This window comes from Paenibacillus haidiansis, assembly GCF_036553665.1.
GTDB lineage: Bacteria > Bacillota > Bacilli > Paenibacillales > Paenibacillaceae > Fontibacillus > Fontibacillus haidiansis.
The window spans coordinates 250,411-275,655 of sequence record NZ_JAZHPZ010000005.1; the positions used below are offsets into that span (position 1 = coordinate 250,411).

At 53.5% G+C, this 25,245-nt stretch carries 24 protein-coding genes; 11 read left to right on the top strand and 13 right to left on the bottom strand.

What is annotated here, in order from left to right:
- Nucleotides 1-15: 15 nt before the first annotated feature.
- A complete protein-coding gene (locus V3851_RS12725) occupies nucleotides 16-999 on the bottom strand; it encodes a CdaR family transcriptional regulator (RefSeq protein WP_414859307.1) in 984 nt (327 codons plus the stop codon).
- Between the two features lie 270 nt (nucleotides 1,000-1,269).
- Between V3851_RS12725 and V3851_RS12730 the strand changes: the two genes are divergently transcribed.
- Nucleotides 1,270-2,331 (top strand): LLM class flavin-dependent oxidoreductase, encoded by a 1,062-nt coding sequence (locus tag V3851_RS12730; protein ID WP_331846911.1) that lies wholly within the window; start codon nucleotides 1,270-1,272, stop codon nucleotides 2,329-2,331.
- 86 nt (nucleotides 2,332-2,417) lie between these two features.
- Here V3851_RS12730 and V3851_RS12735 read toward each other — a convergent pair whose 3' ends face one another.
- On the bottom strand, nucleotides 2,418-2,843 hold the full coding sequence (locus V3851_RS12735; RefSeq protein ID WP_331846912.1) for a MarR family winged helix-turn-helix transcriptional regulator: 426 nt from the start codon (nucleotides 2,841-2,843) through the stop codon (nucleotides 2,418-2,420).
- A 117-nt stretch (nucleotides 2,844-2,960) separates the two neighbouring features.
- On the opposite strand from V3851_RS12735, the gene V3851_RS12740 reads away from it, so the two are divergent.
- A complete protein-coding gene (locus V3851_RS12740; RefSeq protein ID WP_331846913.1) occupies nucleotides 2,961-3,548 on the top strand; it encodes an NAD(P)H-dependent oxidoreductase in 588 nt (195 codons plus the stop codon).
- 30 nt (nucleotides 3,549-3,578) lie between these two features.
- Here V3851_RS12740 and V3851_RS12745 read toward each other — a convergent pair whose 3' ends face one another.
- Together V3851_RS12745 and V3851_RS12750 are read right to left on the bottom strand one after the other, a co-directional pair.
- Nucleotides 3,579-5,093, bottom strand: coding sequence for an aminotransferase class V-fold PLP-dependent enzyme (locus V3851_RS12745; protein WP_331846914.1), 1,515 nt, complete (start codon nucleotides 5,091-5,093; stop codon nucleotides 3,579-3,581).
- Nucleotides 5,094-5,229: 136 nt separating this feature from the next.
- The gene (locus V3851_RS12750) at nucleotides 5,230-5,709 is read right to left on the bottom strand and encodes a DsrE/DsrF/DrsH-like family protein (protein ID WP_331846915.1); all 480 of its coding nucleotides are present in this window, start codon (nucleotides 5,707-5,709) and stop codon (nucleotides 5,230-5,232) included.
- Between the two features lie 269 nt (nucleotides 5,710-5,978).
- Between V3851_RS12750 and V3851_RS12755 the strand changes: the two genes are divergently transcribed.
- Entirely contained in the window at nucleotides 5,979-6,317 is a 339-nt protein-coding gene (locus V3851_RS12755; protein WP_331846916.1) for an AMP-binding enzyme, read from the top strand.
- Between the two features lie 76 nt (nucleotides 6,318-6,393).
- Here the strand turns inward: V3851_RS12755 and V3851_RS12760 are convergent, their stop codons facing one another.
- On the bottom strand, nucleotides 6,394-7,374 hold the full coding sequence (locus V3851_RS12760; RefSeq protein WP_331846917.1) for an S-layer homology domain-containing protein: 981 nt from the start codon (nucleotides 7,372-7,374) through the stop codon (nucleotides 6,394-6,396).
- Between the two features lie 147 nt (nucleotides 7,375-7,521).
- Complete coding sequence (locus V3851_RS12765) at nucleotides 7,522-8,580, bottom strand: C40 family peptidase (RefSeq protein ID WP_331846918.1); 1,059 nt, start codon at nucleotides 8,578-8,580, stop codon at nucleotides 7,522-7,524.
- Between the two features lie 182 nt (nucleotides 8,581-8,762).
- Between V3851_RS12765 and V3851_RS12770 the strand changes: the two genes are divergently transcribed.
- Both V3851_RS12770 and V3851_RS12775 read left to right on the top strand, forming a co-directional pair.
- The gene (locus V3851_RS12770; protein WP_331846919.1) at nucleotides 8,763-9,044 is read left to right on the top strand and encodes an alpha/beta-type small acid-soluble spore protein; all 282 of its coding nucleotides are present in this window, start codon (nucleotides 8,763-8,765) and stop codon (nucleotides 9,042-9,044) included.
- A 341-nt stretch (nucleotides 9,045-9,385) separates the two neighbouring features.
- Nucleotides 9,386-10,045: a glycosyltransferase gene (locus tag V3851_RS12775; protein ID WP_331846920.1), complete on the top strand. Its 660-nt coding sequence runs from the start codon at nucleotides 9,386-9,388 to the stop codon at nucleotides 10,043-10,045.
- A 67-nt stretch (nucleotides 10,046-10,112) separates the two neighbouring features.
- On the opposite strand, the gene V3851_RS12780 is transcribed toward V3851_RS12775, so the two are convergent.
- Complete coding sequence (locus V3851_RS12780; protein WP_331846921.1) at nucleotides 10,113-10,664, bottom strand: cupin domain-containing protein; 552 nt, start codon at nucleotides 10,662-10,664, stop codon at nucleotides 10,113-10,115.
- A 162-nt stretch (nucleotides 10,665-10,826) separates the two neighbouring features.
- Between V3851_RS12780 and V3851_RS12785 the strand changes: the two genes are divergently transcribed.
- Nucleotides 10,827-11,225, top strand: a complete 399-nt coding sequence (locus tag V3851_RS12785; RefSeq protein ID WP_331846922.1) for a DoxX family protein — start codon at nucleotides 10,827-10,829, stop codon at nucleotides 11,223-11,225.
- The gene (locus V3851_RS12790; RefSeq protein WP_331846923.1) at nucleotides 11,222-12,001 is read left to right on the top strand and encodes a DODA-type extradiol aromatic ring-opening family dioxygenase; all 780 of its coding nucleotides are present in this window, start codon (nucleotides 11,222-11,224) and stop codon (nucleotides 11,999-12,001) included. The genes V3851_RS12785 and V3851_RS12790 overlap by 4 nt, the downstream gene beginning before the upstream one ends.
- A 56-nt stretch (nucleotides 12,002-12,057) precedes the next feature.
- Here the strand turns inward: V3851_RS12790 and V3851_RS12795 are convergent, their stop codons facing one another.
- The 3 genes from V3851_RS12795 to V3851_RS12805 form a co-directional block, all read right to left on the bottom strand.
- The gene (locus tag V3851_RS12795) at nucleotides 12,058-12,627 is read right to left on the bottom strand and encodes a DNA-3-methyladenine glycosylase I (protein WP_331846924.1); all 570 of its coding nucleotides are present in this window, start codon (nucleotides 12,625-12,627) and stop codon (nucleotides 12,058-12,060) included.
- Nucleotides 12,628-12,786: 159 nt separating this feature from the next.
- Nucleotides 12,787-14,178, bottom strand: a complete 1,392-nt coding sequence (gene thrC, locus V3851_RS12800) for a threonine synthase (RefSeq protein WP_331846925.1) — start codon at nucleotides 14,176-14,178, stop codon at nucleotides 12,787-12,789.
- Between the two features lie 78 nt (nucleotides 14,179-14,256).
- A complete protein-coding gene (locus tag V3851_RS12805; protein ID WP_331846926.1) occupies nucleotides 14,257-15,243 on the bottom strand; it encodes an aldo/keto reductase in 987 nt (328 codons plus the stop codon).
- Nucleotides 15,244-15,356: 113 nt separating this feature from the next.
- Here V3851_RS12805 and pdxR point away from each other — a divergent pair, with 113 nt between their 5' ends.
- Nucleotides 15,357-16,787, top strand: coding sequence for a MocR-like pyridoxine biosynthesis transcription factor PdxR (gene pdxR, locus V3851_RS12810; protein WP_331846927.1), 1,431 nt, complete (start codon nucleotides 15,357-15,359; stop codon nucleotides 16,785-16,787).
- A 48-nt stretch (nucleotides 16,788-16,835) separates the two neighbouring features.
- Here the strand turns inward: pdxR and V3851_RS12815 are convergent, their stop codons facing one another.
- Nucleotides 16,836-18,974 carry an S-layer homology domain-containing protein gene (locus tag V3851_RS12815; RefSeq protein ID WP_331846928.1) on the bottom strand — a complete coding sequence of 713 codons (2,139 nt, stop codon included), beginning with the start codon at nucleotides 18,972-18,974 and terminating at the stop codon, nucleotides 16,836-16,838.
- Between the two features lie 226 nt (nucleotides 18,975-19,200).
- Between V3851_RS12815 and V3851_RS12820 the strand changes: the two genes are divergently transcribed.
- Nucleotides 19,201-20,613, top strand: coding sequence for a hypothetical protein (locus tag V3851_RS12820; protein WP_331846929.1), 1,413 nt, complete (start codon nucleotides 19,201-19,203; stop codon nucleotides 20,611-20,613).
- A gap of 1,092 nt (nucleotides 20,614-21,705) precedes the next feature.
- Here the strand turns inward: V3851_RS12820 and V3851_RS12825 are convergent.
- Nucleotides 21,706-22,377 (bottom strand): hypothetical protein, encoded by a 672-nt coding sequence (locus tag V3851_RS12825; protein ID WP_331846930.1) that lies wholly within the window; start codon nucleotides 22,375-22,377, stop codon nucleotides 21,706-21,708.
- Between the two features lie 482 nt (nucleotides 22,378-22,859).
- On the opposite strand from V3851_RS12825, the gene V3851_RS12830 reads away from it, so the two are divergent.
- Both V3851_RS12830 and V3851_RS12835 read left to right on the top strand, forming a co-directional pair.
- Nucleotides 22,860-24,131: an acyltransferase family protein gene (locus tag V3851_RS12830; RefSeq protein WP_331846931.1), complete on the top strand. Its 1,272-nt coding sequence runs from the start codon at nucleotides 22,860-22,862 to the stop codon at nucleotides 24,129-24,131.
- Between the two features lie 55 nt (nucleotides 24,132-24,186).
- Nucleotides 24,187-24,930, top strand: coding sequence for a Bax inhibitor-1/YccA family protein (locus tag V3851_RS12835; RefSeq protein WP_331846932.1), 744 nt, complete (start codon nucleotides 24,187-24,189; stop codon nucleotides 24,928-24,930).
- Nucleotides 24,931-25,020: 90 nt separating this feature from the next.
- Here the strand turns inward: V3851_RS12835 and V3851_RS12840 are convergent, their stop codons facing one another.
- Nucleotides 25,021-25,245: a hypothetical protein gene (locus tag V3851_RS12840; protein ID WP_331846933.1), complete on the bottom strand. Its 225-nt coding sequence runs from the start codon at nucleotides 25,243-25,245 to the stop codon at nucleotides 25,021-25,023.

Here is a 25,245-nt window from a genome sequence, read left to right on the forward strand (position 1 = left end):
CGGGGCCGCCCTATTTTATTTATATAGGGACAACAGATCATGGGTAAGCTCAAAAAGCTGCAGCAAATTCCGCGGATCTTTGCCGGTCAGGGTGTGAATCCGCTTCAGGCGGTATTGCAGCGTGTTCCGGTGAATATGCAATTGATCCGCCGTAAAGGAGATGCTGCCGTTGTTGTTAATAAAGGTTCTCAGCGTGTCCAGTAGATCCGCGGAATCCTCCAGCTTGCCTATAATGCCCGCGTTGTCGGACAAGTTCGCCCGGCTCAATTTCACCAGAAAGTCTACCTCTTCATAGTATACGACCTGTACGGGCGGTCTTAGAGCCAATAACACGCTCATCGCGGATTTCGCCTGCCGGTAGCTGTCCGCGACATTGCTTTTCAGTTTGCCGGCCGAGATGAACAGATCGGATTGGCCTTGCCGCAAGTGGGCGATCAGCTTGTCCGTTTCATGGTCGTCCTGCACCAGCAGCAGATGGACGTCTTCTCCCATATCAAAGAAGGGGTGGGCCAGCAGCAGCTTGGCTTTTTCGTCATCCGGCTTGAAATTTTTCAGGTAGAGAACCCGGGTTTTAAGCAATAGATCGATTTTGTACCCTGCGGCGGTTTTTCTTAATTTCTGGGAGTAGGCTCCCTGGTGGCTGAGCAGCAGCTCCAGAAAGGCTTTTTTGCGGCTCGCTTCATGGGCCAGATTCTCCATTGCGGTCTTCTGTTCGATCAGCAGCGCTACCGTCGTTCTGACGATATTGCAAAACGGACGGACCTCGTCCGGATTGCCGGTAATCCCGATCACGCCGACATGCTCATGATCGATGACGATCGGTTCATTGGTGCCCTTTTTTTCAAACCGGCCGTCCTCCCATACCTCCACCATCTTTCCCGTAGTCAATGCCTTCACGGCGCCCTGATGCACGGTGCCTACCCGCTCCGGCTTTCCGCTTCCGACGATCACGCCTTTATCATTCATAATATTGATGTTATAGGGAATGTCCCGCATCATTTTGTCTACGATTTCCTGGGCCTGTCTTTCGGATAGCTGAAACGATGCCAATGGAGCCGCCTCCTTCGGATGTCAAAGTTATATTGTGCATATGAATGAAAGTTTAGCCGCAAAAGGTACTTGAGTCTATCTTACCAGGCGTCTTTTTTCTGATGTTTTTCCGGCCTGATGCAGAAGCTACCGAAAGAATAGAAGTAATGCTTGAAAAAGTATCGTTAATCAGCGAAAATAAGTATAGCAACTATAAATAAGTAACCGGAGGAACTGCCCATGGAAATCGGATTAAGCACCTTTGTGGAAACCACGCCGGACGTTGAAACCGGCGAAGTCATAAGCCATGCGCAGCGATTGCGCGAAGTGGTCGAGGAGATCGTCCTCGCCGACAAGGTCGGGCTCGACGTATTTGGCGTCGGGGAGCATCACCGGAAGGATTATGCGGCGTCTTCGCCGACGCTGGTCCTGGCCGCGGCCGCGGCCCAGACGAAGCGGATCCGGCTGACCAGCGCGGTAACCGTGCTGTCCTCCGATGATCCGGTGCGCGTGTTCCAGGATTTCGCCACGCTGGACGGCATTTCGGACGGACGCGCCGAGATTATGGCGGGGCGCGGCTCATTCATCGAATCGTTCCCGCTCTTCGGCTACGCGCTGGACGATTACGACGAGCTGTTTGACGAGAAGCTGGAGCTGCTGTTAAAGCTGCGCGAGTCGGAAAAAGTCACCTGGAGCGGCAAGCACCGGCCGGCGATCAACAACCTCGGCGTGTACCCGCGCCCGGTGCAGAATCCGCTGCCGGTATGGATCGGAAGCGGCGGCAATCCCGAGTCGGTGGTCCGCGCGGGTCTGCTCGGCCTGCCGCTGGTGCTCGCGATCATCGGCGGCCGTCCGGCGCAATTTGCCCCGCTGGTCGAGCTGTACAAGAAAGCGGCGGCACAGGCCGGCCACGATGTTTCCAAGCTGCCGGTCGCTTCGCATTCGCACGGCTTCGTCGGCGAGGAAACGGAATCCGCGGCCGACAAGTTCTTCCCTTCCACCCAGTACAGCATGAATGTGCTTGGCCGGGAGCGGGGCTGGGGCCACTACAGCCGGGCGTCCTTCGATGCCGCGCGCAGCCTGGAAGGCGCGCTATACGTCGGCGGCCCGGAGACGGTCGCGAACAAGATCATTTACCTGCGCAAAAACGTAGGCATCACCCGTTTCATGCTGCATTGCCCGCTCGGCACGATGCCTCACGAAGAGGTCATGCGCTCCATTGAGCTGCTCGGCACCGAAGTCGCGCCGCGCGTCCGCGAGGAAATTGCGCGGTGGGAAGCGGAAGGCGAGCCGAAAGCATAACCCGTTTGCCTAAATCGAAGCAAAGAGGCGATTTCCCGTCAAACGGAGTTTCATTGACGAGAAATCGCCTTTTTTCATAGCGGATTTCAGAATACTTTATGCTGCAACAGATTCAGCGCGGCGTTGATCTCCTCAAGCTCCGCCTCGGAAAAGCCTTTTACCCGCTCAAGGAATCGCGATTCAATCCGCCCGAAGGCTTCATCCATCATCGTTTGCCCTTCCCGAGAAAGGCGGATATATTGCATACGCCGGTCTTCCTCGGCCATATACTTTTCGCAAAGTCCCTTCTCCCGCAGTTTGCGGATTTCCCGGCTCGTATTCGGCATCGACATATGCTGGCAATCGCTGATTTGGCTAAGCGTCACGGGCTGACTCACCGCAATGTATTCCAGAATGCCGTACTGCACCGGCGTAATCTCCTCCGGCTTGATGCCCTTGGTCATCTCGTGTTTGACCTGATGCACCGACGCCGTAAAGGCGATAAATTGCTCAAAAAGCGAATGCTTGTTCACCGTACCACCTCATCCCCACAATAGCAAAATCATTATCAAATAACAATTATCATTTGACAACAAAATTTCAATCGGCTATAGTTTGCTTATCAAATGATAAGTAAAGAGGTGGCGAGAATGAACCTGCTGGTAATTTACTGTCATCCCAATCATCAAAGCTTAAATTATGCTTTTTTGCAAAAAGCGTTGCAGGGCAGCGGAGAGAATTCCTCGGTCTCGGAGGTACAGGTCCTGGACTTATATGCGGAATGGTTTGATCCCGTGCTGGTCTTTCACGAACACAAACGAAGAAGGGATATGCATACCGATCCCGCTCTAAAAAAGTACCGGGAACAGCTCCTATGGGCGGACAAAATCGTTCTCGTCTACCCGATCTGGTGGGGACGCCCCCCGGCGATGCTGCTCGGATATATAGACCAAATGTTTGCCTCCGGCTTCGCCTACAAGGATAACGGCAAACTGTTGCCGGAAGGATTGTTGAAGGGCAAATCGGCGGTTTGCGTTTCCACCATGAAAGGCCCCGCCCACTACCCGCTATTCTGGTTGAACAATGCCCATAAAATGCTGATGCGCAGAGCGTTGTTTCAATTTGTCGGCATCCGCAACGTGAAATTTTTTGAGTTCGGGAATATGGAGCGTCCGAAAGGGAAGCAGCAAGAAAAGCTGCAACAAATATACCGGTATTTTAAAACCTTGGCCAGGTAGCGTGCATTCTTCCGGCCGGCAGGCCGCCACTCAGAGCGTGAACCATTCGCGGATGGCCTTCCGCCGCTCCTCCGGCTGCTCCTTCAAGTGTTCCCACTCCCCGGTAGCGGCATCGTAGGAATAATCTTTCTTCCATTCGGCGATGTGGTCCATAACCTCTTTCACGGAAGCGGCGATATAGCCGACTTCCCGGTTGGTCATCGTAGGGTGCAGGGAGACGCGCACCCAGCCGGGCTTCCGCGAGAAATCTCCGGCCGCGACCAGCCCGGCGATCTGATGGGAGTCTTCCTGGCCGATGTCAAGCAGATAGTGGCCGTAGGTGCCGGCGCAGGAGCAGCCGCCGCGGACCTGGATCCCGAAGCGGTCGTTCAGCAATTTGACCATCAGGTTATAGTGAACGGAGTTGGCGGTGAAAGAGACGATCCCCAGGCGGTTGCGGCGGTTTCCTCCCAGGACGTGGATACCGGGGACCGCTTCAAGCTCCTTGAGCAAGAGAGCCGTCAATTCCCGCTCACGCTCCCGCATGCAGAGGGCCCCCATCTCCTCCTTCAGCCGGATGCAAAGCGCCGTCCGGATCGCCTGCATCACGCCGGGAGTACCGCCGTCCTCCCGCGACTCGGCATCCTTGTTGTAAATGTACTCGCCCCAGGGATTGGTCCAGGCCACCGTACCTCCGCCAGGTTGATCGGGAATCCGGCTGGCGCACCGTCTTTCGTCCATGATGAGCACGCCGCTTGATCCCGGGCCGCCCAGAAATTTATGCGCGGAAAACAGAATGCCGTCGAGCCGGTCCTGCGGAGAATCCGCGGGATGCATATCGATGTTGACGTAGGGCGCACTCGCCGAAAAATCGACAAAACACATCCCGCCATGCCGATGCATGATCCGGGCCAGCTCGTGATAAGGCGTTTCGAATCCCGTCACATTCGAGCAGGCGGTGAAGGCGCCGATTTTGATCTTCCGGCGGCCGAACTTACGCAGCAGACGTTCGAGCTGTCCGGGGTCCACTTCTCCATCGGGTCCCGGTGGCACGCATACGACTTCCCCGATCGTTTCGGCCCAGGAGATGTGGTTGGAATGATGCTCCATATGAGTCACAAATATTATCGGGCGCTGCTCTTCGCTCAGATGGAACCGGTCCTTCAGGCCGTCCGGGACTTTTAATCCGAGCAGCCGCTGCAGCTTGTTCACGGCCCCGGTCATACCGGTGCCCGCGAACAGCAGAATGTCGTGCTTGCCGGCATTGACATGCTTTTTGATGATCGCCTTCGCTTCCTCATAAGCCAGAGTCATCGTGTGGCCGGAAACGTTGGAATGCGAATGTGTATTGGCGGCGAAGGGTCCGAAATCATCGATGATTTTGGACTCGATCGGTCCGTACAGCCGTCCGCTGGCCGCCCAATCGGCGTAGATCAGCGTCTTTTTTCCGTACGGCGAGGTGAAGGTATGCCGGGATCCGATCGTATTTTCCCGAAACCGCCTGAAATAATGCTCGTTCGTGGTGTGATAAGCATAAATGCTGTTTCCGATAATGGCTTTTAGCATACCGTACCCTCCATTTGATTCATTCGGTTTAGGGTACGCAAGGGCGCCTATTCCGGTCATTTGAAATAGGCGTATGTCACAATGATGACACAAAAAAGCCAAGCCCAAATTTCATAAGCCTGGCCCTCGTATGGATTCATATAAACAGTTGGACATCGGACTCCATCGCGTCGCGGAGATAGGTCTGGGCATCGACGATCTCCAGCTCCGGGATGAATTCCTCCGGTTTAAAGCCCATAATCTCGACCGACAGCTTGCAGCCGTAAAATTTCACATTCTTCTTTCGCGCCCCTTTCAGGAAATGAATCAGCTTGGGGGCTTCGTTATCTTCGATCATCTCCGTCAGCATGAGCTTGCCCAGCCCGCTGAAGTTCATTCTGGAAAGAGGCAGCTGTTCAGGGCCTTTGGGAGTCATCCAGGCCATCATTTTTTCGTAAACCGTCTTGTCCTCTTGGTTCATCCTGTCGGGGTCGCGCAGCAGCATCAATCCCCAAAAGGCAAAGAACATCGTCACATCCATCTCCATATCCCGCGCCGCATTGGCCAGAATCAGCCCCGCCATCGCCTTGTCGTATTCCCCGCTAAACATAAGCAGGCTCAGTTTTTTCTCCGCCATAGTATGCCTCCGTATTCGGATAATGCCGTTAGTATGGTTCCGAAACGGAAGGGATATGCTAGGGCTTTTCGGTGCACCGCCGATGCTGAAAATCTGCACGACAGTCAAAAGAAACGCCCGGCGGATCTGTCCAAACTGAAAGGGATCGTAACGATGGGCGCCCCGCTGGAACGGGAAGACTGCATTCAATTCCAACAAACGCTGACTACGTCAATAATCCGGGAGAAGGCGAAAAGGTCTTCTATAAAGGCTGGATCTACATCGGAGATATGGCGACTTGGGACGAGAATGAATTTGTGACCATCGTCGGACGCAAGAACGATATGATCGTTTCTTCCGGCGATAATATTCACCGGGTGCAAATCGAAGAAATCCTGAACCAGCATCCGAAGGTGAAGGAATCGGTTGTCGTAGGCGTTCCCGACGAACTAAGGAGCGAAGCGGTCGTCGCCTATATCATCAAAGACGATCCGGCTCTTACCGCCAGAGAACTGAACAAATACTGCAGCAATCATCCGATGCTGGCCAGCTACAAGAAGCCGCGATACTACCGCTTCATCGACGAGCTGCCTTATACCGGTAGAGGACCGGCAAGCGGGATTGTTTGAAAGATAACCGAAATGGATAAAGCCTTAGCCCGCAATCAGCCGGGCTAAGGCTTTTTTCATCTCACTTCTTTATGTTTTACGGCAATAGTTCAAAGGAAGAAATAATGGTCTTTACATCCTCGAACATAGAATTAAAATTTTGCACGTCGTTTTCATCGTTCGGATCGTATTGAACATCGGTAGGGAGATGGAAAAAGTAAACATTGCCTTCCAGCTCGCCAAGTTTTTTTATCACGGGGATATTTTCAATCATATTATTACTATTGGATTGCCAGGACTCTTCAGGCCATACGGAGAGGGTGAAGAGGATGCCGCTACTTGTCGATGATTTGTTAATAAAATGGAAATTATGGTGATTCGGCGCTTCCCGGCGAGTCGAATCCATGACTTCATATTTTTCTTTCCAGCTTACGGGGAGGGATAAGGTAAAGTGAAAAGAATTATTTCTGTAAACGATGACATTCTCATCGCGATTATAGAGCTGTTTTACGGAAGAACAGGGTTGTAGTAAGGAAAACTTCTGTTTATATATCTTGATCAAAGAAACCGCCTCCGCACGCGACAATGTATCCTCCTTGCCATACCCCGCTACAGTCTTTGCGGTTTTCCCCCCAGCCAAGCCGATATCAAGAAGATATTGGACGGATTCGTCGATGCCGTAATTTTTCCCGGTTGCATTGGCAATAAGCTGTGCGGCCATCCCCCTGGATAGGGGCGGGTTAGAAGGCGATATATGCCATCCAAGTCTTTCTGCATAATTTACATAGGCACTATCCCATGGGAGGGTTGGATCGGGTTGGAAATCGGACGGTCCGAAGGCTCTGATTAACATAGCCAGAAATTCGCTTTGTTTGACCGTTTGGTCAGGTCTGAACTGGTCATCGGAATAGCCCGTCACCACTTTGTTTTCGATGGCCCACTGAATACCTTCGTACCCCCAATAAGATGGAGAGACATCCTGGAACAAGACCTTGCCGGCGAACACCGGACCTGCATTTAAGCCAATCATGACAGCCGATATGAGAGTGATGAGCCAGAACTTTTGATTTATTTTCATAAGACCGCTCCTCATCCTGGGGAAAGTTAATTATTAACATTTCATACATACTATATCTCTTGTCAATTCACAAGGCATTCGACAACAAAATCAAAAAAATACCCTATAACATTCTGGAGCATGTTATAGGGTGCAATGATAGCTGCTTTAAAACACTCTGCGTGCCGTAACGAACCGGTCCTTCCATTGTCCGTCGAATTCCTCGATATGAACGCCGAGCGTCTTCGAGTAGGTGTGCAAAATCCGGTTGTCGCCCGCATAGATCGCCACATGACCGATATCCAGGCCACGTGCGCCGAAGAACAGCAGGTCGCCTTTTTGCAGCTCGTCGATTTTGACTTCTTCACCCTCTTTGGCCTGGTTATAGGATACTCGCGGCAAATCGAGCGACAGGATGTCGCCGAACACGCGTTTTACAAACGAGGAGCAGTCGAAGGTGTCCGTCTGATCCGGCGAGGCGCCGAATTCATAAGGCGTGCCCGCATAGGTCATTCCGTAGGCAATCAGCTCATCCGCCTGCCGTTCGCGAAGCGAAGCGCTGGTATAGTCGGTATATTTGGGCTTGGCCGAAATATATCCGGTGCGGCTGTCAGCGGTACGGACCTCCAGCCAGAAAGGCCCGGCTTCGCGGATGACATGGACTTTGCCGCCTGCCGGCAGCATGTCTCCGGCGGTTTCACTTTCGGCGTCGGGCTCGCTGCGCAAATTGACTCCCCAAAGAACGGCCGTTTCATAGTCGATACTTGTTGTAATTTGAACCATGCGATTAGTGGCGTCCCACTTCACCGTGCTTCCCAGCGCTTCACTGATAAAACGCAGCGGTACCAAGGAATATCCGTCTCTAATTTGGCCGGGTTCGGTCAGGTCCATGGTTTGGCCGTTTAACTCGGCGGTTAGTGCGCCGATGCGATAGGTCAGCGTTGTGGCGCCCTTGGTTGCCTTGGCCGTCTTGCTGTCGGCATCCCAGGACAGATCGGCGCCCTGCGCTTCAAACAGCCCGCGCATCGGAACGAGCACCGTCCCGTTCACGATCACGGGCTCGGTCTCCGGCTGCATCCGCTGTCCGTCCAAATAGATGGACACCGGATGCAAAGCCGATACGGCCTGAGATGCGGCCGAAGCGGAATCGGCATAGGCCGGAGCGGAATAGAGCAGGGAGGCGCTTAACAGGGAGAGAATCGCGCCTTTGGATGTAAGTTTATTCATGTTGTTATCACACCTTGCTGTAAGTTTATACACTCCATTGGACGAAAGCCGATAGGGATAGTTGTGTGCCAATTTTTGGACTACGGCCGGTGATGAGGCAATATAAGGACGGTTCCCAATAGGATAAATGACATTCTCGACGGGCATGTTACATACAACAAAGGCCGAGGGAGTGAAGCGAAATGTCCAGAAGGAACAGAAAATATGCGGTTCCGGGTGTGGAGCGCGGCATGCAGTCCTTTAAAGCCGAAGTGATGAAGCGCGAAGGATACGACGTCGACCCGAATCACCCGGACGATGTGAAATATGAGGTGGCCAAAGAGCTCGGTGTCCCGCTTAAGCCGGGCGGCAACGGTAATTTGACCACGGAATCGGCCGGACAGATCGGCGGGAAAATCGGCGGATCGATGGTCCGCGAGATGATCCGGCTGGCCCAGCAGCAGCTTTCGAACCGGAGCGAATAACTCCCATCCATTCGTAACTGTCAAACGCAAATAACCTCGCCGGATGCCGCTTCCGGCGGGGTTATTTTTCAACGCCTATCCAAATCCGCGTCTAACGTCCGATTTTCCGTCTGCCTCGGGATCTTTTGATGCCTTTGCCGTAGAGATTTTGATGGCCTTGCCGCCCGCCCCCACGCTTTGCTGCTGCTTCGTCAGCGATGATAGGATCGTGCGTTGTTGCCGGCCGCGCTGCTTCGCTCCGCTCCGCTGGGGTACGGAAAATAAGGCCGGCCATGAATGAAGTATATAGAGGATTGTCCAAAATATAGACGTTAAAATTTAACCCAAAGGGTGGTCGCTTGATGATGACGAAGTTTTTGAAATTTATGCTGGTGTGTCTGCTTCTTGTCGGGGTTGCGGTACCGGGGAATGCCCAAGCCGAAGAAAAGGGAAAGCCGTCCGCCAAAGAAGGTGCCTGTATAAGTCCGGCGGCGCTTCAACTCTCCAACGAGATGAGAAAGCTCTGGATAGAACATGTGTTATGGACGCACGGCTATATTGTCAGTGCGGTGGACGGCCTGCAGGATCAGGGCCAGGTGTTGGCAAGACTGCTGAGAAATCAGCAGGACATTGGCAACGCCGTTAAGCCCTATTATGGGGAAGCAGCCGGGAATCATTTGGCGAAACTGCTGACCGAGCACATAATCATTGCCGGGAAAATCGTGGACGCGGCGAAAGCCGGGAATCAAAAAGAAGTAGATAAGCTAAACAAAATATGGTTCCGCAATGCGGACGAGATTGTGAAATATTTCAACAAGTTAAACCCTTATTGGACGGTTAAAGAACTGCAGCCTCTGTACTATCGTCATCTCCAATTGGTGACGGACGATGCCGTAACCAGAATAAAAAAAGATTGGGAGGGCAATATCCGGGCCTTCGACCAGGGAAGAGACCACATTACTTTGCTGGCCGACGCTCTGACACGGGGACTTATTGCGCAGTTTCCGGACAAGTTTAAATAAAGGCGGCGTTCGCCTCAAAGGGGGCGGCCCGGCAAGCGAAAGCTGGCCGGGCTCTTCATTTATCCGGTTAAATCAGGTTCCAGTCCCGTGGTTCCTCATGATAGATGGAGATCAATATCTTCGCGATCCCGTCGCCGATGTTTCTGACTTTATGCGGGGTGCACGCGTTCCAGATGAATGAATCGCCTTCTTCAAAAACCGAGCTGTCCTCCCCCTGTTCGGCATAGATTTTGCCCTGAAGCACCAGGTGAATTTCTTCGCCTTCGTGGGCGTGCGGAAGCTCGCCGGTCGATGACCCGGGCGGAAACTCGACGATCATCATCCGCATATGCTGTGATTCTCCCAAATGGGACACTTTCAGCCGTTCCGGTCCGCTGGACGTTTCGCGGCGCTCCTGCTTGCGGACGATGCGCATCCGGTCTTCCTTCTTCAGCAGCAAATACGCCAAGGGGACTTCCAGGGCCTGTGCGATACTTTCCAGCGTGGCGATGGAAGGCGAGGTTTTGTTGGTTTCCACCTGACTCATAAAACCTTGGGATAGCCCCGTTTTTTCACAAATTTGAGCGATGGTGATATTTTTACGTTTACGGATCGCGCGTACGGTTGAGCCAATATCCATAGGTAAATCCTCCCTAACCGGCTTGAATACATATATTAGTAATATAAAATATATTTTCATAATATCAATATTTTTATTGACAATCCAGTGCATCTCTTGTAACTTAGTTTGCATAAATAAAAAATTTATATTACTTATATTTGAAAGGAGAAGCTTTTCATTATGAATATAAAATTGGCGTCAACGATTTTGCGGGTGGTGCTGGGCATTATTTTTCTGGCGCACGGGATCGACAAACTCAGAATGGGGCTGGGAAATGTGGCCGGTTGGTTTGAAAGCATTCATGTTCCCGGGTTTGCCGCCTATTTGGTCGGTCCGATCGAATTGCTTGGCGGTCTGCTGCTCATTATAGGCTTGTTTACGCGGTATGTCTCGGCTGTATTGGCGGTCGTGATGCTGGGGGCGATCTTCACGGCAAAACTGTCTGTCGGTCTCTTGGGCAACGGCGGGTACGAGCTTGATCTCGCGCTTCTTGCGATCGCGGTATTTTTGGTCTTGGCCAATCCGGAGAGTTGGTCGCTGGATCGTTTGTTCCGTGAAAAGGGAGCGCCTAAGCGATGATGCCCGCTTATTTTCTGGCGCACGGAGCGCCGTCGCTGGTGATCGAAGATCATGATTATTCGCGGTTTTTGCGGCAATTTGCCTCGTCGCTGCCGGTAAAGCCGAAGGGGATCGTGATTTTCTCGGCCCATTGGGAAAGTGCGGTGCAACAGGTGAGCTCCGTGGAAACTTACGAGACGATTTACGATTTCTACGGCTTCCCGGATGAAATGTACCGGATGACCTATCCGGCGCCCGGCGACGCCGCTTTAAGCCGGCAGGTATCCGCCATGCTGGACGGTGCGGGCATTCCGAATCGTCCGGATACCGGGCGGGGGCTTGATCACGGCGCTTGGGCCGTGCTGAAGCTGGCCTTTCCCGGGGCGGACATTCCCGTAGTCGCCCTGTCGGTGAACCGGCATTTAAGCAACGAACAGCAATATGAGATCGGCAAGGCGCTGGGCGAGCTGCGTAAAAAGGATATTCTGATTATCGGCAGCGGGGGAATCGTCCACAATTTACGGCGGATGAATTGGAATGCGGGTCTTGGTCATGCGGATTCCTGGGCCGTAGAGTTTGACGGATGGATTCGCCGGACTTTGGAAGGCTGGAACACGGCCGAGCTGTTCCGTTACAGCGAGCTGGCTCCGCATGCAGGTCAGGCGGTGCCGACGAGCGAGCATCTTGTGCCGCTGCTGATTGCCATGGGCAGCGGCGATGCCGACCGCAAGGCGCGGCTGCTGCACCAGAGCTATCAATGGGGCAGCCTGAGTCTGAGCGCCTGGCAGTTTGATTAAGAGGTTGTCCCAAGCGACGGCGGCTTGGGGCAGCCTCTTTTGCTTGTCGAGCGGTTCTATCCTATTTTCCGGCAAATGCAGTCGACCGTGTGGTCGTTCACCATGCCGGAGGATTGCATAAACGCATAAATGATCGTGGAGCCGACGAATTTCATACCTTTCTTCTTCAGGGCTTTGCTCATGGCGTCGGAAAGCGGAGTGGACGCGGGAACATCCGAGGTGCGTTCACGGTGGTTATCGATCGGCTTTCCGTCCACAAAGCTCCATAGGTAGTCCGCAAAACTGCCTCTTTCTTCAACGATGCCGAGATATACCCGCGCGTTGGTAATGACGGCTTGGATTTTCAAGCGGTTGCGGATAATGCCCGGGTTCTGCATCAGTTCCTCCACTTTGTCGGGGCCGTATTCCGCAATGACCCGCGGATCGAAGCGATCGAAGGCTTCGCGGAAATTCTCGCGCTTCTTCAGAATCGTAAACCAGCTCAAGCCAGCCTGCATTCCTTCAAGCATCAGCAATTCGAACAGCTTTTGATCATCGTAAAGCGGTTTGCCCCATTCTTCGTCATGATAGGCGACATATAGCGGGTCCGTACCGGCCCAAGAACAGCGGGTTACATTCTCTTGCAACGAAGGCACGCTCCTTTTCGAACATTTGTTTGCGTTTTTGATAACTCTATCTTACAGCATTCCGGAAAAAAAGAAAATCATCCAAATCCAAACAAATAGGGCCGGCTCCATCATGATTTCCATGACAGGAGCCGGCCTTTTTTAGGCTGCCGGATTAATTTAGAAGAATTTCAACAGTTCATCCTTCACGGCGTCGTTCGAACCGCTGACCAGCTTCTGATGCTGCGGCTTGTCGAACAGAGCCTTGATTTGCGGCGGGAAGGTCTGTTCGATTTGAATCAGCTCGATCGCCTCGTTAAACTTGGCCGGGTGCGCGGTCGCCAAGGCGACGGTGACTTCGCCCTTGGCGGTGAATTGGGCCGTGGCGGCTACTCCGCAGGCGGTGTGCGGGTCGAGCAGATAGCCGTAGTCGTCGTGGACCTGCCCGATGGTGGCCAGGCAGTCATCGTTCTCTACGGCGGCCGAGGCAAAATCGCCCTGCACCTGCGCCAGCTCCTCGCCGGCTACGGCGATCCGGCCTTCCTTCCGGAAGCCGTCCATCAGGGCGGCGACCGTTTCGGCGTCTTCGCCGTTCAGATAATACAGGTAGCGCTCGAAATTGCTGGCGACCTGGATATCCATCGACGGGCTGTAGGTCATATGGAATTCGCCCGGCTGGTATACGCCTTCGTTCACGAAGCGCTCCAGAATGTTGTTCTCATTAGTGGCGAGAATCAGCTTGCCCACCGGCAGGCCCATTTTCTTCGCCAAATAGCCCGCGAAGATATCCCCGAAATTCCCGGTCGGAACGCTGAAGTTGACTCCCCCGGCCACAGCGCCTTGATCGGCCAGCCGGAAGTAGGCGTAGAAGTAGTATACGATTTGCGCCAGAATGCGCGCGAAGTTGATGGAATTGATCGCCCGCAGGTGATACTCCTGCTTAAACGCCACGTCTGCGAATAGTTCCTTGATAATCCGCTGGCAGTCGTCAAAATTGCCGTCGACCGACAGATTCAGCACGTTGGCGTCATTCACCGTCGTCATTTGCAGCTCCTGCACTTTGCTGACTTTGCCGTGCGGATGCAGGATACAAATCTTGATTCCTTCCTTGCCGCGCACGCCCTCGATCGCCGAAGCGCCCGTATCGCCGGAGGTGGCGCCGAGGATATGGATGATCGATTTCTTCTCGCGGGAAATATAAGAATAAAGATTCCCCAGGAATTGCAGCGCGATATCCTTAAAGGCGAACGTCGGTCCGTGGAACAGCTCCAGCACGTGGAGGTCTTGCTTAATCCGGCGGAGCGGCGTCACTTCCTTGTCGCGGAATGTCCGGTAGCTGTCGTCCACGAGCTTCTTAAGCTCGCCGCGCGGGATTTCCCCGTCAATGTACAGCGAGAAAATTTCCAGGGCCAGTTCCGGATAAGAAAGCTTTTGCCACTTTGCCAGCGTGTCTTCCGATACTTGCGGGATAACCTTCGGAACGAGCAAACCGCCGTCGTCGGCCAAGCCCATCAGGACCGCGTCGATAAAGCCGATGCCCGCCACTTTCCCCCTAGTGCTGATGTATTCCATAACGATCCCCTTTGCATACAATGATTTTCAATCATTGTAACAAAAAACGTTACTTTTCAAAACTGTTTCCCGGCATTTTTATTTGAGGATATCGTCGATTTGCCGCATTTGTTCCGCCGTAAGCGGGCCGTAGTCCAGTGCCCTTACATTCTCCGTAATTTGCCGCATCGAGCGGAACCCCGGAATCGGAACTGTGTTTCCGCTTCTTGCCCACAACCAGGCCAGGGCTCCCTGGGCAAGCGTTCTTCCTTGGGAGGTAAGAATCTCCTTAATCGCTTCAAGTTTATCTACTAAGACCGGAGAAGGAACTCCTTCCCGGAAATAGGCCAACCAATCGGGGGTGTTCTTTCCCCGGATGTCCTTCGGATCGGAGATGGCGGTTCCGGCGGAGTATTTTCCCGTCAAAAGCCCCATGGCAAGCGGCCCCCGATTGATACTCGTCAATTGATGGGCCTCGCAGATCTCCAATACCTCGGAATTGTCATGAAACAGATTCAACTCATGCTGAATCGCTGCGCAGTGCGGATATGACGCAAAAATTTCGGCACGGTCCGCAAAATCCGTAGACCACCCGTAGCTGCGTATCTTGCCTTCCGCCACCAGATCTTCGAGCACCCCGGCCACCTCGGGAGCCAGCTCGGCGGGGTAATCGTTGAGGTGAAACTGATACAGATCGATATAGTCGGTGTCCAGCCGTTTCAAAGAAGCTTCGCACGCTTGTCTGATATAGGATCCGGCCGCATTGGATCCCGTCGCCTCTTTTGTCGCTTCATTAGTGACATTCCCGAATTTGGTGGCGACCACGACCTTATCCCGCTTGCCCAGGATGGCCTTGCCGACGATTCTTTCACTATGCCCGGCGCCGTAGTTGTCCGCCGTATCGATGAGCTGTACCCCTTGATCGATCGCGTACTGAAGTGCGCGGACGGATTCGGCATCGTCCACTTCTCCCCACCCGTATGGGTTACCGCTTTGCGCGTCATGCCAAGGGCCGCCGATCGCCCAGCATCCGACCCCAAGGGCCGGGATTTCGATCCCGGTTTTTCCAAGTTTTCTTTGGATCATATTGTAACAACTCCCTTTCTCCAAGTATTTACATTCAGTATAATGGTGGAAATTGGATTAATATAGGTCCGATTTCTGATAGATTTCAGGAACCAATTTGGAGGAGAACGCCTGTGTTCGGATTTAAAATGAACCCGTCGGAAGGTTCGGCGATGAGGCAGCTGTGCGCCCATTTGCGCGCCAAAGTGGAAAGCGGGGAGCTGGCGGCCGGCATGCGCATGCCCCCGACGCGGATTGCGGCGCAGGAACTGAATATCGCAAGGAATATCATCGTCGAAGTTTACGAGCAGCTGGCGGCCGAAGGTTATTTGGAAACCCGGATCGGCTCGGGAACGTTCGTCGCGTCGGGAGTCGGAGAGCGGACGAGTTTAGGAGAGGAGTGGACGTTCCATCATTTAACTTGGGAAGCGGCTTTTAATGGCAGCGGATTCCGGACGGAAGAGGGGATGATTGATTTTACCGGGGGCACCCCCGATTTGCGTTTATTTCCGCGGAAAACATGGGGGAGATATTTGCGCGAAGCGGTGAACACCATGGATGAACAAGGGTTCGATTACGGAGACCCCCGCGGCGACGCGAGCCTTAGACGTGTCCTGGCGGACTATTTGTTTCGCGCCAAAGGCATCCGGGCCAACCCGGAGCAAATCGTCATCGTTTCCGGTACGTCGGAAGGCTTGCTGCTGATCGCGTCGGCCTGCTCGGACCGGTTCCGCACGGCCTATGTCGAAGATCCGACGATTGATTTCATCCCGGGAGTTTTGCGGCGTCTTGGCTATGCGCTTCACCCGGTCGGCGTGGACGGACAAGGAGCCGATATCGGGCAAATCGGACCGAACGATCCGCCGGGTTTGCTTGTACTGACTCCATCGCACCAGTATCCGACCGGGAGTGTCTTGTCGATACAGAGGCGAAGGCAAGCGGTACGGTTGGCCGAACAGGCGGGCCATATCCTTGTGGAGGATGATTACGACAGCGAGTTTCGCCATAGAGGGATACCGATTCCTCCTTTGCAGACGTTATCCCCTTCCCGCGTCATTTATACGAGCACATTCAGCAAAACGCTGTTTCCCGCGATGCGGCTGGGATACCTGGTGGCACCGCCCGAGATGCTCGGTTTACTGCTGAATGCCAAAATGGAGCTTAATCTATTCACGCAAGTCATTCCCCAGCGGGCGTTGGCCCGGTTTATCGAGGACGGCTGCTTTGACCGTCACGCTCAAAGTATGAGAAGAGTTTATAAGAAAAGGCGCTTATGCCTAACGGAGGAACTGGGGCGAATCTTCGGGAAAGACCTTACCGTTTCCGGAGATGAAGCCGGGATGCATATCCAGGCCGATTTTTCGGCTGTGGCCCCCCGCGGGTTGAATTGGGCCGACGCCGAATCGTTCGGCGTGCGGGTGAATTCGTTCGAGGATTATGCTCTTCTTAAAGGCCGCTATTCGGGCAAAATGGTGCTGGGATACGGCAGACTGAACGAGGAGGAGATCAGGGAAGGGGTAGCGAGGCTTCGGCGCTTTATTTCCGCTAACGGGCCGTTAAAATGAAAAAGAACGGTCAAAGAAGTTTGACCGTTCTTCATAATATTTTGATTCCTATCGGACAGAAACCGGGATCGTAATGACCTCGCCCGAATTCAGTTCATTTCTCGCAAAATCGGTCAGACCGCTAATCCGGATTTCAAACCGGCCCGCACCCAGATCCGAAATTTTGGCGATGCCTTGATCGGTCAGGGTGATCACAAATTCGTGTTCTCCTATTTGAAAGAAGGAATCGAAATCATTTTCATCATGCGATAATTCTATACTGTCCCCGGTAACGGAGTCCTCCATAACAAAGCGAAGCTCTACGTCCATTTCCTCGCTGTATAACAGTTCGTTCGCAACCAGCGTAATTACGCCATCGCTATACGTGCTTTCGGTGACGGTCGGCGGCGTCTCATCCAACGTGATTGGAAGCGTCAACCGCTGCACCGGTTCGGGATTTCCGTTTTCGTAAATGTTGAACAGGAGAGATGCACCCTCATCAATTCGGCCTGCCGGGAAGGTCAGGTTAATTCCCCCATCGGATTTATACAACTCGATATCGCTGTCGGTTGATCCCATTTGGATGCTCCCTACATTCGAATCATCGATAATGATTTTAAAATCGGAATTCTCGGATTCGCGAGTATAAACAATATTTGTGGAGAGCTGTTCATCTCCCCGCCGGATTTGAATTAAATTATTAATATTTCGCACGTCATAGCTGTCCGTTTCGGAGATAAAGTTGTCGTCCCCGATCAAAACGGCTTCCTCTCTGTCGTTGTTCAGCACGAAGGATGCCGACGGAACAAGCGAAGCGTTCAGCGGTTTCACCTGGGCGTTCTCGAACTGCGTGAGAGCCTGCTCCAGCCAGTTAATGGCGGATTTGAGCATGTCCGCCGTCACTCCGGGATAATTTTTAGCGTACTCGGCGCTTTGGATGCTAAGGGCCAGGCTCTGAATAGCAAAAGCCGGGTACTTCCCGGTCGTATTTCCTTCTTGAGCAGTGTCGAGAATTTCTTGCGCCTCCTGTATAAGCTTGTCCAACAGCGCGGCCGGATCATCGGTCCGGTAGGTTACCGTTTCGGAGGTAATGGCCGGCGATCTCTTGCCGGAAATGCCGCGGATCGCGTGCTGCTCCTGCCGCCCTGAGGAATAGGTAACTTCCACCGATTTATCCAGATCCAGCTTATTTGCCAAGGTGACAACCACGGATTTCTCGGCAATGGCGATTCCTTTGATCGTTAGCGGGTAAGACATACTGCCGTCTTTACCGTATACCCGAATATCTTCTGCCGTGGGCACATACCGCGTATCAAGGGTTTCATTATAAGTGATGGCGATCGTTCGGGAATCGGAAAAAGCAAATGTCGGATAGGCAAGCTCCGTGTTGACAGGGTCCGTGCCCGGATTGGTCGTTCCCCCGCCATTGTTGCTACTGCCGCTGCCGCTTTTGCCGCCGCTGGAGCTGCCGGAACCGCTGGTATTCGCAGGATTATTAACTGTTGGGGTATCCGGAGTTTGCGGCTCGGTTGTCCCGGATGTGTTGTTATCCCCGCCTTCGGACGGAGCGGAGGCTTGGTTTTTTAATTCTTCGGCTTTCTTGAGGAATTGGGAGGCTACGGCCGCAACTGCTTGTCGCTCTGCGCCTCCGGTCGGATTGAATGTTCCGTCGGTGTTGCCGTGGACCAACCCCAGCTCGACGGCTGCCGCTACCGCATCCTTGGCATACGAGGCAATTTGCATGGCGTCGGTAAATTTCAGGTCGGCCCCTTTGCCGGCGGCATCCACGCCAAGGGCGCGCACAAAAATCAAGGCCATGTCCTGGCGGGACAAGTTCTGACCGAGCCCGAAGGTGCCGTCCCCTTGCCCTTTGATGATGCCGGCCTGCACGGCCGCTTCTACTGCGGCGTATGCGTAGTGCGTGGCCGGAACGTCGCTGAATGTAGCGGTTGCCGGAGCGCTGCCGATGTCCAACTGAAGGGCTTTGGACATAAGGATCGCAAAATCCTGGCGTTGAATTTTACCCGTCGGGTCGAAGGTACCGTCGCCCTTTCCGTTAATGATGCCTTTCTCCACCAGTTCATTGATGGCGTCTTCCGCGTAAGAACCGTTAATGTCGGTCAGCGTAACGGCCGCCGAAGCCGGAAGCGCGCACGCACCGAGCAGTGCGGCCGTGGTCATCACTTTGAATAAAAGTTTGTTGTTCAATATTTCTCCTCCTTGAAATATAATGCGAGGTTTCTTGTGAGTAAATTGTTTATGTAAAATTTCATTTCTATCATAATGGATTGCTAAATATTTGTAATTAATTATTTTTTAATTTATAAAATAAGAATTTTAAATAATCTCCCGACCCAATTTCCCGTCGAACCCCTGCCCAGATCATCGCATAGCATATAGCACTATCGGAAGCGGGGAAGGGCGTGATTGGGCAATGGGGATTCAGCTCGCGGCGATCCATTATGTTTACTTGGTGTTCATCGTGTTCATCCTGGCGCTGCTGATCAAGCGGCGCGATACGACGATGATCTGTGTGGCGGGCATCTTTCTGCTGGGTCTGTTGGCGACCGGAACGCTCGGCGGGTCGGTTTCCGGCGTGTTCAATTCGTTTATATATGCGACCAAGGAATTGATGGGGACGATCATGATTATTTCGATCATCGTCGCGATGAGCCGGGTGCTGATGATCACGGGCATAAATGAGACCATGATTGCGCCGCTTACCCGTTTTATTCGCACTCCGGCGGTTGCTTTTTGGGGCATCGGATTGATTATGATGGTGACCTCGTTCTTTTTCTGGCCGTCACCCGCGGTAGCGTTGATCGGTGCCGTGCTCCTGCCGGTGGCGCTCCGTGTGGGACTGCCGGCGCTCGGGGCGGCTATGGCGATGAATCTGTTCGGCCACGGTATTGCGCTCTCGGGGGATTACATTATTCAAGGCGCGCCGAAATTGACGGCGGATGCGGCCGGGCTGCCGGTCAGCGAGGTTATGGCCGCCAGCGTGCCTTTAGTGGTGGTCATGGGGCTCGTCACCACGGTTCTGGCGTATTGGATGATGCGCAGGGACATGAAGCGGGGAACGTGGCGAGACGGGCTGGTTGCGGATAAGCACGGCGCCGGTGCGCTAACGGCCGACGGCGTGGGGGAGGAGCGCGCGGTGCTTGCTCCCGGTACGCAAAAAGCGCTGGCCATTCTCATCCCGATTCTGTTTCTGGCCGATGTAGCGGCGATGTTCTGGCTGAACTTGCAAGGCGGGGATGCCACGGCGCTTGTGGGCGGAACCGCCGTGCTTATTCTGATTGCGGTGACACTGCTTGCGCACCGCAATCAGGGGCTAGAGAAGGTAACGTCCTATTTGATTGACGGGTTCGTCTTCGGGTTCAAGGTGTTCGGTCCGGTCATTCCTATCGCCGCCTTTTTCTATCTCGGCGACGCGGGCTTTACGGACCTGTTCGGGAAGGTGCTCCCGGAAGCGTCGCACGGGATCGTCAACGACCTCGGGGTCGCGCTGGCGGGCAGCGTCCCGCTGAACGGCGCCGTCGGGGCGGTGACGGCAGCCGTGACCGGGGTGATCACCGGCCTCGACGGGTCCGGCTTCTCCGGCATCTCCCTCGCCGGGTCGATCGCCCAGCTGTTCGCGGTCGCGACGCATTCCGGCGCCGCGACGCTGACGGCGCTCGGGCAGATCGCCGCCATTTGGGTCGGCGGCGGCACGCTCATCCCGTGGGCGCTGATCCCCGCCGCGGCGATCTGCGGCGTCAGCCCGTTCGAGCTGGCGCGGCGCAACCTGAAGCCGGTGCTGATCGGCCTCGGCGTGACCACGGTCGTCGCCATATTCTTGTTGTAGCGCGGGAAGTGCCCGGGCAGCACCCGGACTTCCCCGGACCGCCCGCCGTGCTTATTTAACTGGAATTCCTACAGTTAATTCCCGGATGAACGGGATAGGCGGCGAAATAACTGGAGGTTTTCCAGTTATTTCGCCGCCTTACAGACCAAACTCCGCAATTCGGCAAAATTAACTGTAGGTTTTCCATCTAATTGACCTCGAGCGCGGAAATCAGGCAAATTAGCTGTAGGTTTTACAGTTAGTCGGAGCATCTAGGTTGGTTGAAGTGCCAGTGCCAAGGGTTCGTTGAAGTGTCGGGTTCGTTAAAGTACCAAGGGTTCGTTGAGGTATCGAGACTCGTTAAAGTTACTAGGGGTTCGTTGAAGTTGCCAAGGTACGTTAAAGTTACTAGGGGTTCGTTGAAGCTGCAAAGGTACGTTAAAGTTACTAATGGTTTGTTGAAGCTGCAAAGGTACGTTATAGTTACTAAAGTTGTTAAGGTTGGTCAAACCGTCCAGGTTCGATGAAGGTCCTAAAGTTCTTTGAGGTCTCTAAGCTTGTTGAAGTTTCTAAGGTTCATTGAAGTTCCCAAGGTTCATTGAAGTTCCCAAGGTTCATTGAAGTTCCCAAGGTTCATTGAAGTTCCCAAGGTTCATTGAAGTTCCCAAGGTTCATTGAAGTTCCCAAGGTTCATTGAAGTTTCTAAGGTTCATTGAAGTTCCCAAGGTCCATTGAAGTTTCTAAAGTTCGTTGAAGTTCCTAAGTTTGGTTGAAGTTTCAAGGTTCGATAAGCTGCCAGGACGCTGAAATTGTCAGGTTTGATGAAATTCCCACGGTTCCTTAAAATGCCAAGTCCATTCAAGTTACTCAAGGTTCGTTGAAGTTGCTAAGGCACTGAGGTGTCCATGATTTGAAGTGTCTAAGATTTGCTGGAGTCTACCCAGTTCGTTGCGTCCAAAGTTCGTTTAAAAGTTCATTGAGCCCGGAAGTTCGTTGGACCCGCAGAGGTTCATTGAATCCACCAAAGTCGTTGAATCCACCAAACCGTTGCCCCCCCAAGGCTCGTTGAACTCCCCAAGTCCCCTCCCAAGCACCGAAGGTCGAAGTAACAAGCTAGTTAAAGTAATCTAACACCCCGTGGGCCAGCTCATACCGGACAATTCTCTGTCCCGTTCCGCGCTTGGCGGGGAGCAGCCAGCCCTTGTCACATAGCTTGCGCAGCATGAGGACGGCCGTTCTGTGGTCGATTCCGAAATGGATCTCCACATCCTTGGGACGCAATTGCCCGCCCACCCGAATCGCATAGCGGATGAGTTCCTTCTCGGCAAACACGGCCCGGGCGGACGGGATCCGCTCAGGCTGATACCGGCTCAGCGCCATCCGCAGTAAGGTGATGCAGACCTCCGGGTGCTGCTCCACATCATCATAAGCAAAAGAGATTACATTGCCGCCCATCGCATACAGAAAGGTTTCACGGTTTAGCTCATTGCTGTATTTGAGCCGATCCATGTCCCTCACGTGCGAAGCGTACCCCTTAATCTCGATAATTAGTGTTACATACCCCGGCAACCATGCGAAATCCGCAAAGTACGATCGCCCGCGCCAGTCCGTGATCTCATACTCCGGATGAAGGTGCTCCAAATGGCCCCGCAGCGGCCACCAAACATTGCGCAGGAACAGCTTTTCCGCATGAAGGTGGCCCCGCTCCAACCGTCCGCGGCGCTCCCCGGTTCTTTCCGTCAAGTGTCGCTCCAGCCATAAAGCATGCGCTTCCTCAAAATCCATCCAACTCATCCTTTCCGCAGCAAATGATAATAAAAACGCCCCGCCGCACTCCTCAGGAGTGAAACGGGACGTTCTTCGTCTCTTCTAGGACAAGTATATGCCAGATTACTGCTAATGGCTATACCGGTTTTGGACACCAGTAAATGTAGGGGGCTCGGGGTACTCAAAAATAACTGGAAAACCTCCAGTTATTTTTCTCGAATCCGGCTATACCAAGAAATTAACTGGAAAACCTCCAGTTAATTCACTGCCCAACGAGGAAATCCATGCATCTAATCTAAATTAGCTGCAGGTTTTCCATTTAATTACCCCCACACGCCGAAATCGGACAAATTAACTGTAGGTTATCCAGTTAATTCTTAATTTTCGGCTCAGAAATAAAAAATTACACTGCCGATCAGAAGAAGTTACGCTAGCCGCAAAGACAAACTGTGAGATAGGATAGGGGAAAATGGAGAGGAAATAAATAGGAGGATTGTCGTATGAGTCAATTTAAAGAGGAACGGTCGTCGTCAACGAACCGGTTGATCGGCGCTGACGGGCTCCGCGCTTTGGCGTGTCTGGTGGTCATGTTTCATCACCTTTCACAGACGATACAGGTGCCGCGGCAAACGGCTGCGGTGCAAGAGCTGCAATCGTTTTTACTGCTCGGCAACGTGGGCGTGAGCATATTTTTTGTACTAAGCGGCTACTTGCTGTCATATCCATTTTGGAAACAGTACATGCACGGCGGCGAATTTCCGAGCATCAAGCAGTATGCGCTGCGCCGGGCGGCCAGAATTATGCCGGGCTATTACGTCGCGTTCGTGGTCGCCATGATCCTCGTGCTTGCCCTGAATATCGATGCGGAGCATTTCTGGCTCCGCTCCCTGGCGGGCCTTACCTTCACCTCGGGCTTTCACTACATCACGTTCTTCCCCTCGGAGATTGACGGCCCGCTCTGGTCGATCAGCTTCGAAGTGTTCAGCTATCTTCTCATGCCTCTGTTCATGTACGGCTTATTCCGATTGTTCCGCAACAAGCGTTCATTTCCCGCGGCCATGCTCTACTGGGCAGGCGTGCTGGTTGTCATTATCGCGGCCAACCAAGCGGTGCATGCCGCCTTCACGCCGGACGAAGAGCTGCGCGGCTGGCAGTATGGCCTCATCGGCGGCGCGAAGTTCTGGATCCCGAACTATAACCCCGTCGGTTTCTTCGGACACTTCGCGATCGGCATTCTGGCGTCCGGGCTCGTCTGCCGCCTGCAAAAGAGCGAACGCGCGGCCAAGAAACTGCGCGCCGCCGGGCTGTTCGACCTGCTCGCCGCGGGCAGCCTGCTCGCCGCCGCCGTGTTCCTGTGGGCGATGCGCCATGAGCCGGAATTCGGCTGGAGCTTGCAGAACCAGCCGTTCTTCTTTCCGTTTTTCACCGTGCTGATCGGCCTCTTCCTGATGGCGGCCCCCTTATCCCGCTGGGTCGGCGGGCTCGTGGATAATCCGTTCTTCCGGTATACGGCCAAAGTGTCCTTCGGGCTCTATATCTGGCACCATATGATTATGAAGCTGGCCAATTTGTACTGGCTCAAGGACTTTCAGGTCGGCGGCGTCGTCCGGATGGACCGCTGGGCCCTGCTGTCGGCCGGTGTCATCGTCGTCTCCTATGGAATCGCTTCGTTGTCCTATTTTTTCATAGAGAAGCCCATTCTGGACCGCTCTCATCATGACCGTTCAGGGCCAGGGAGTTTGCGGAAAAATAAAGTAAGAAAAGTTGCTTAATTTTTGGATAAAATATGTTATTATGAAAAAAATTTAAGAATGAGGTGGTAATTACTTGATCGGACGCAGCGGTAACCCTACACTTCGGGAAGATACATTTGACAGGCCGGAGCAATATAACTCCGGAATGAATGCCATGACTATTGAGGGGACGGTCAACAAATCGTTTATTACTCTGATCATCCTACTGGCAAGCGCATTCAGCACCTGGATGCTTTATTATGACGATTACAATGTGATTCCGATGGCGATCGGAGGAGCCATCATCGGCTTTGTCCTGGCTCTGATCGTCAGCTTCGTCCCCACGACGGCGCCTTATTTGGTGCCGATTTACGCCATTGCCGAAGGGATGTTCCTGGGAGCCATCTCCGCCCAGTATGAGGGTTTTAATCGCGGGATCACCCTACAGGCCTCTTTGCTGACGATCGGTGTCTTCCTCGCACTTCTGATCGCTTACAAGACAAGGCTTATCCAAGCGACGGAGAACTTCAAGCTGGGCGTCGTGGCGGCAACCGGCGGGGTCGCAATTTTGTACCTGCTAAGCTTCATTTTGAGCTTCTTCGGGATCCAGATCCCTTACCTGCATGAAAGCAACTGGATCGGCATCGGCATTTCGCTGGTCATCGTCATCATCGCCGCGCTGAATCTGGTGCTGGATTTCGACTTTATCGAGAGAGGTTCCGAGCACGGCGCACCGAAATATATGGAATGGTACGGCGCATTCGGACTGATGGTCACGCTCGTATGGTTGTATCTGGAGATCGTGCGTTTGCTTGCGAAGATTGCCAGCCGGGATTAACCGGATAGGAACGGCATAATGCCAAATTGATCAGCAGACGGCTTGGGCCGGCGGGGATATCTCCGCCGGTTTTTTCATGCTTTTCCCTTGTTACGGTATGCCAAAGATAGCCTTCGTCAGCGGTTTAACGGCGTTTTCCGCCGCCAAGGTCAAATTCGACAGCGGAAGCTGCAGCTTATGCGCGATTGCGAGGGCGATTCCCATCAGCAGCACGAGAGCGAAGATCGTCATCTCCTTCCACTGTTTTTGCCGAAAGAAAGAAGGGATTTCGATCCAGCATATGACCGCCGTGACGAGCAGGACAAAGTAAAGCAT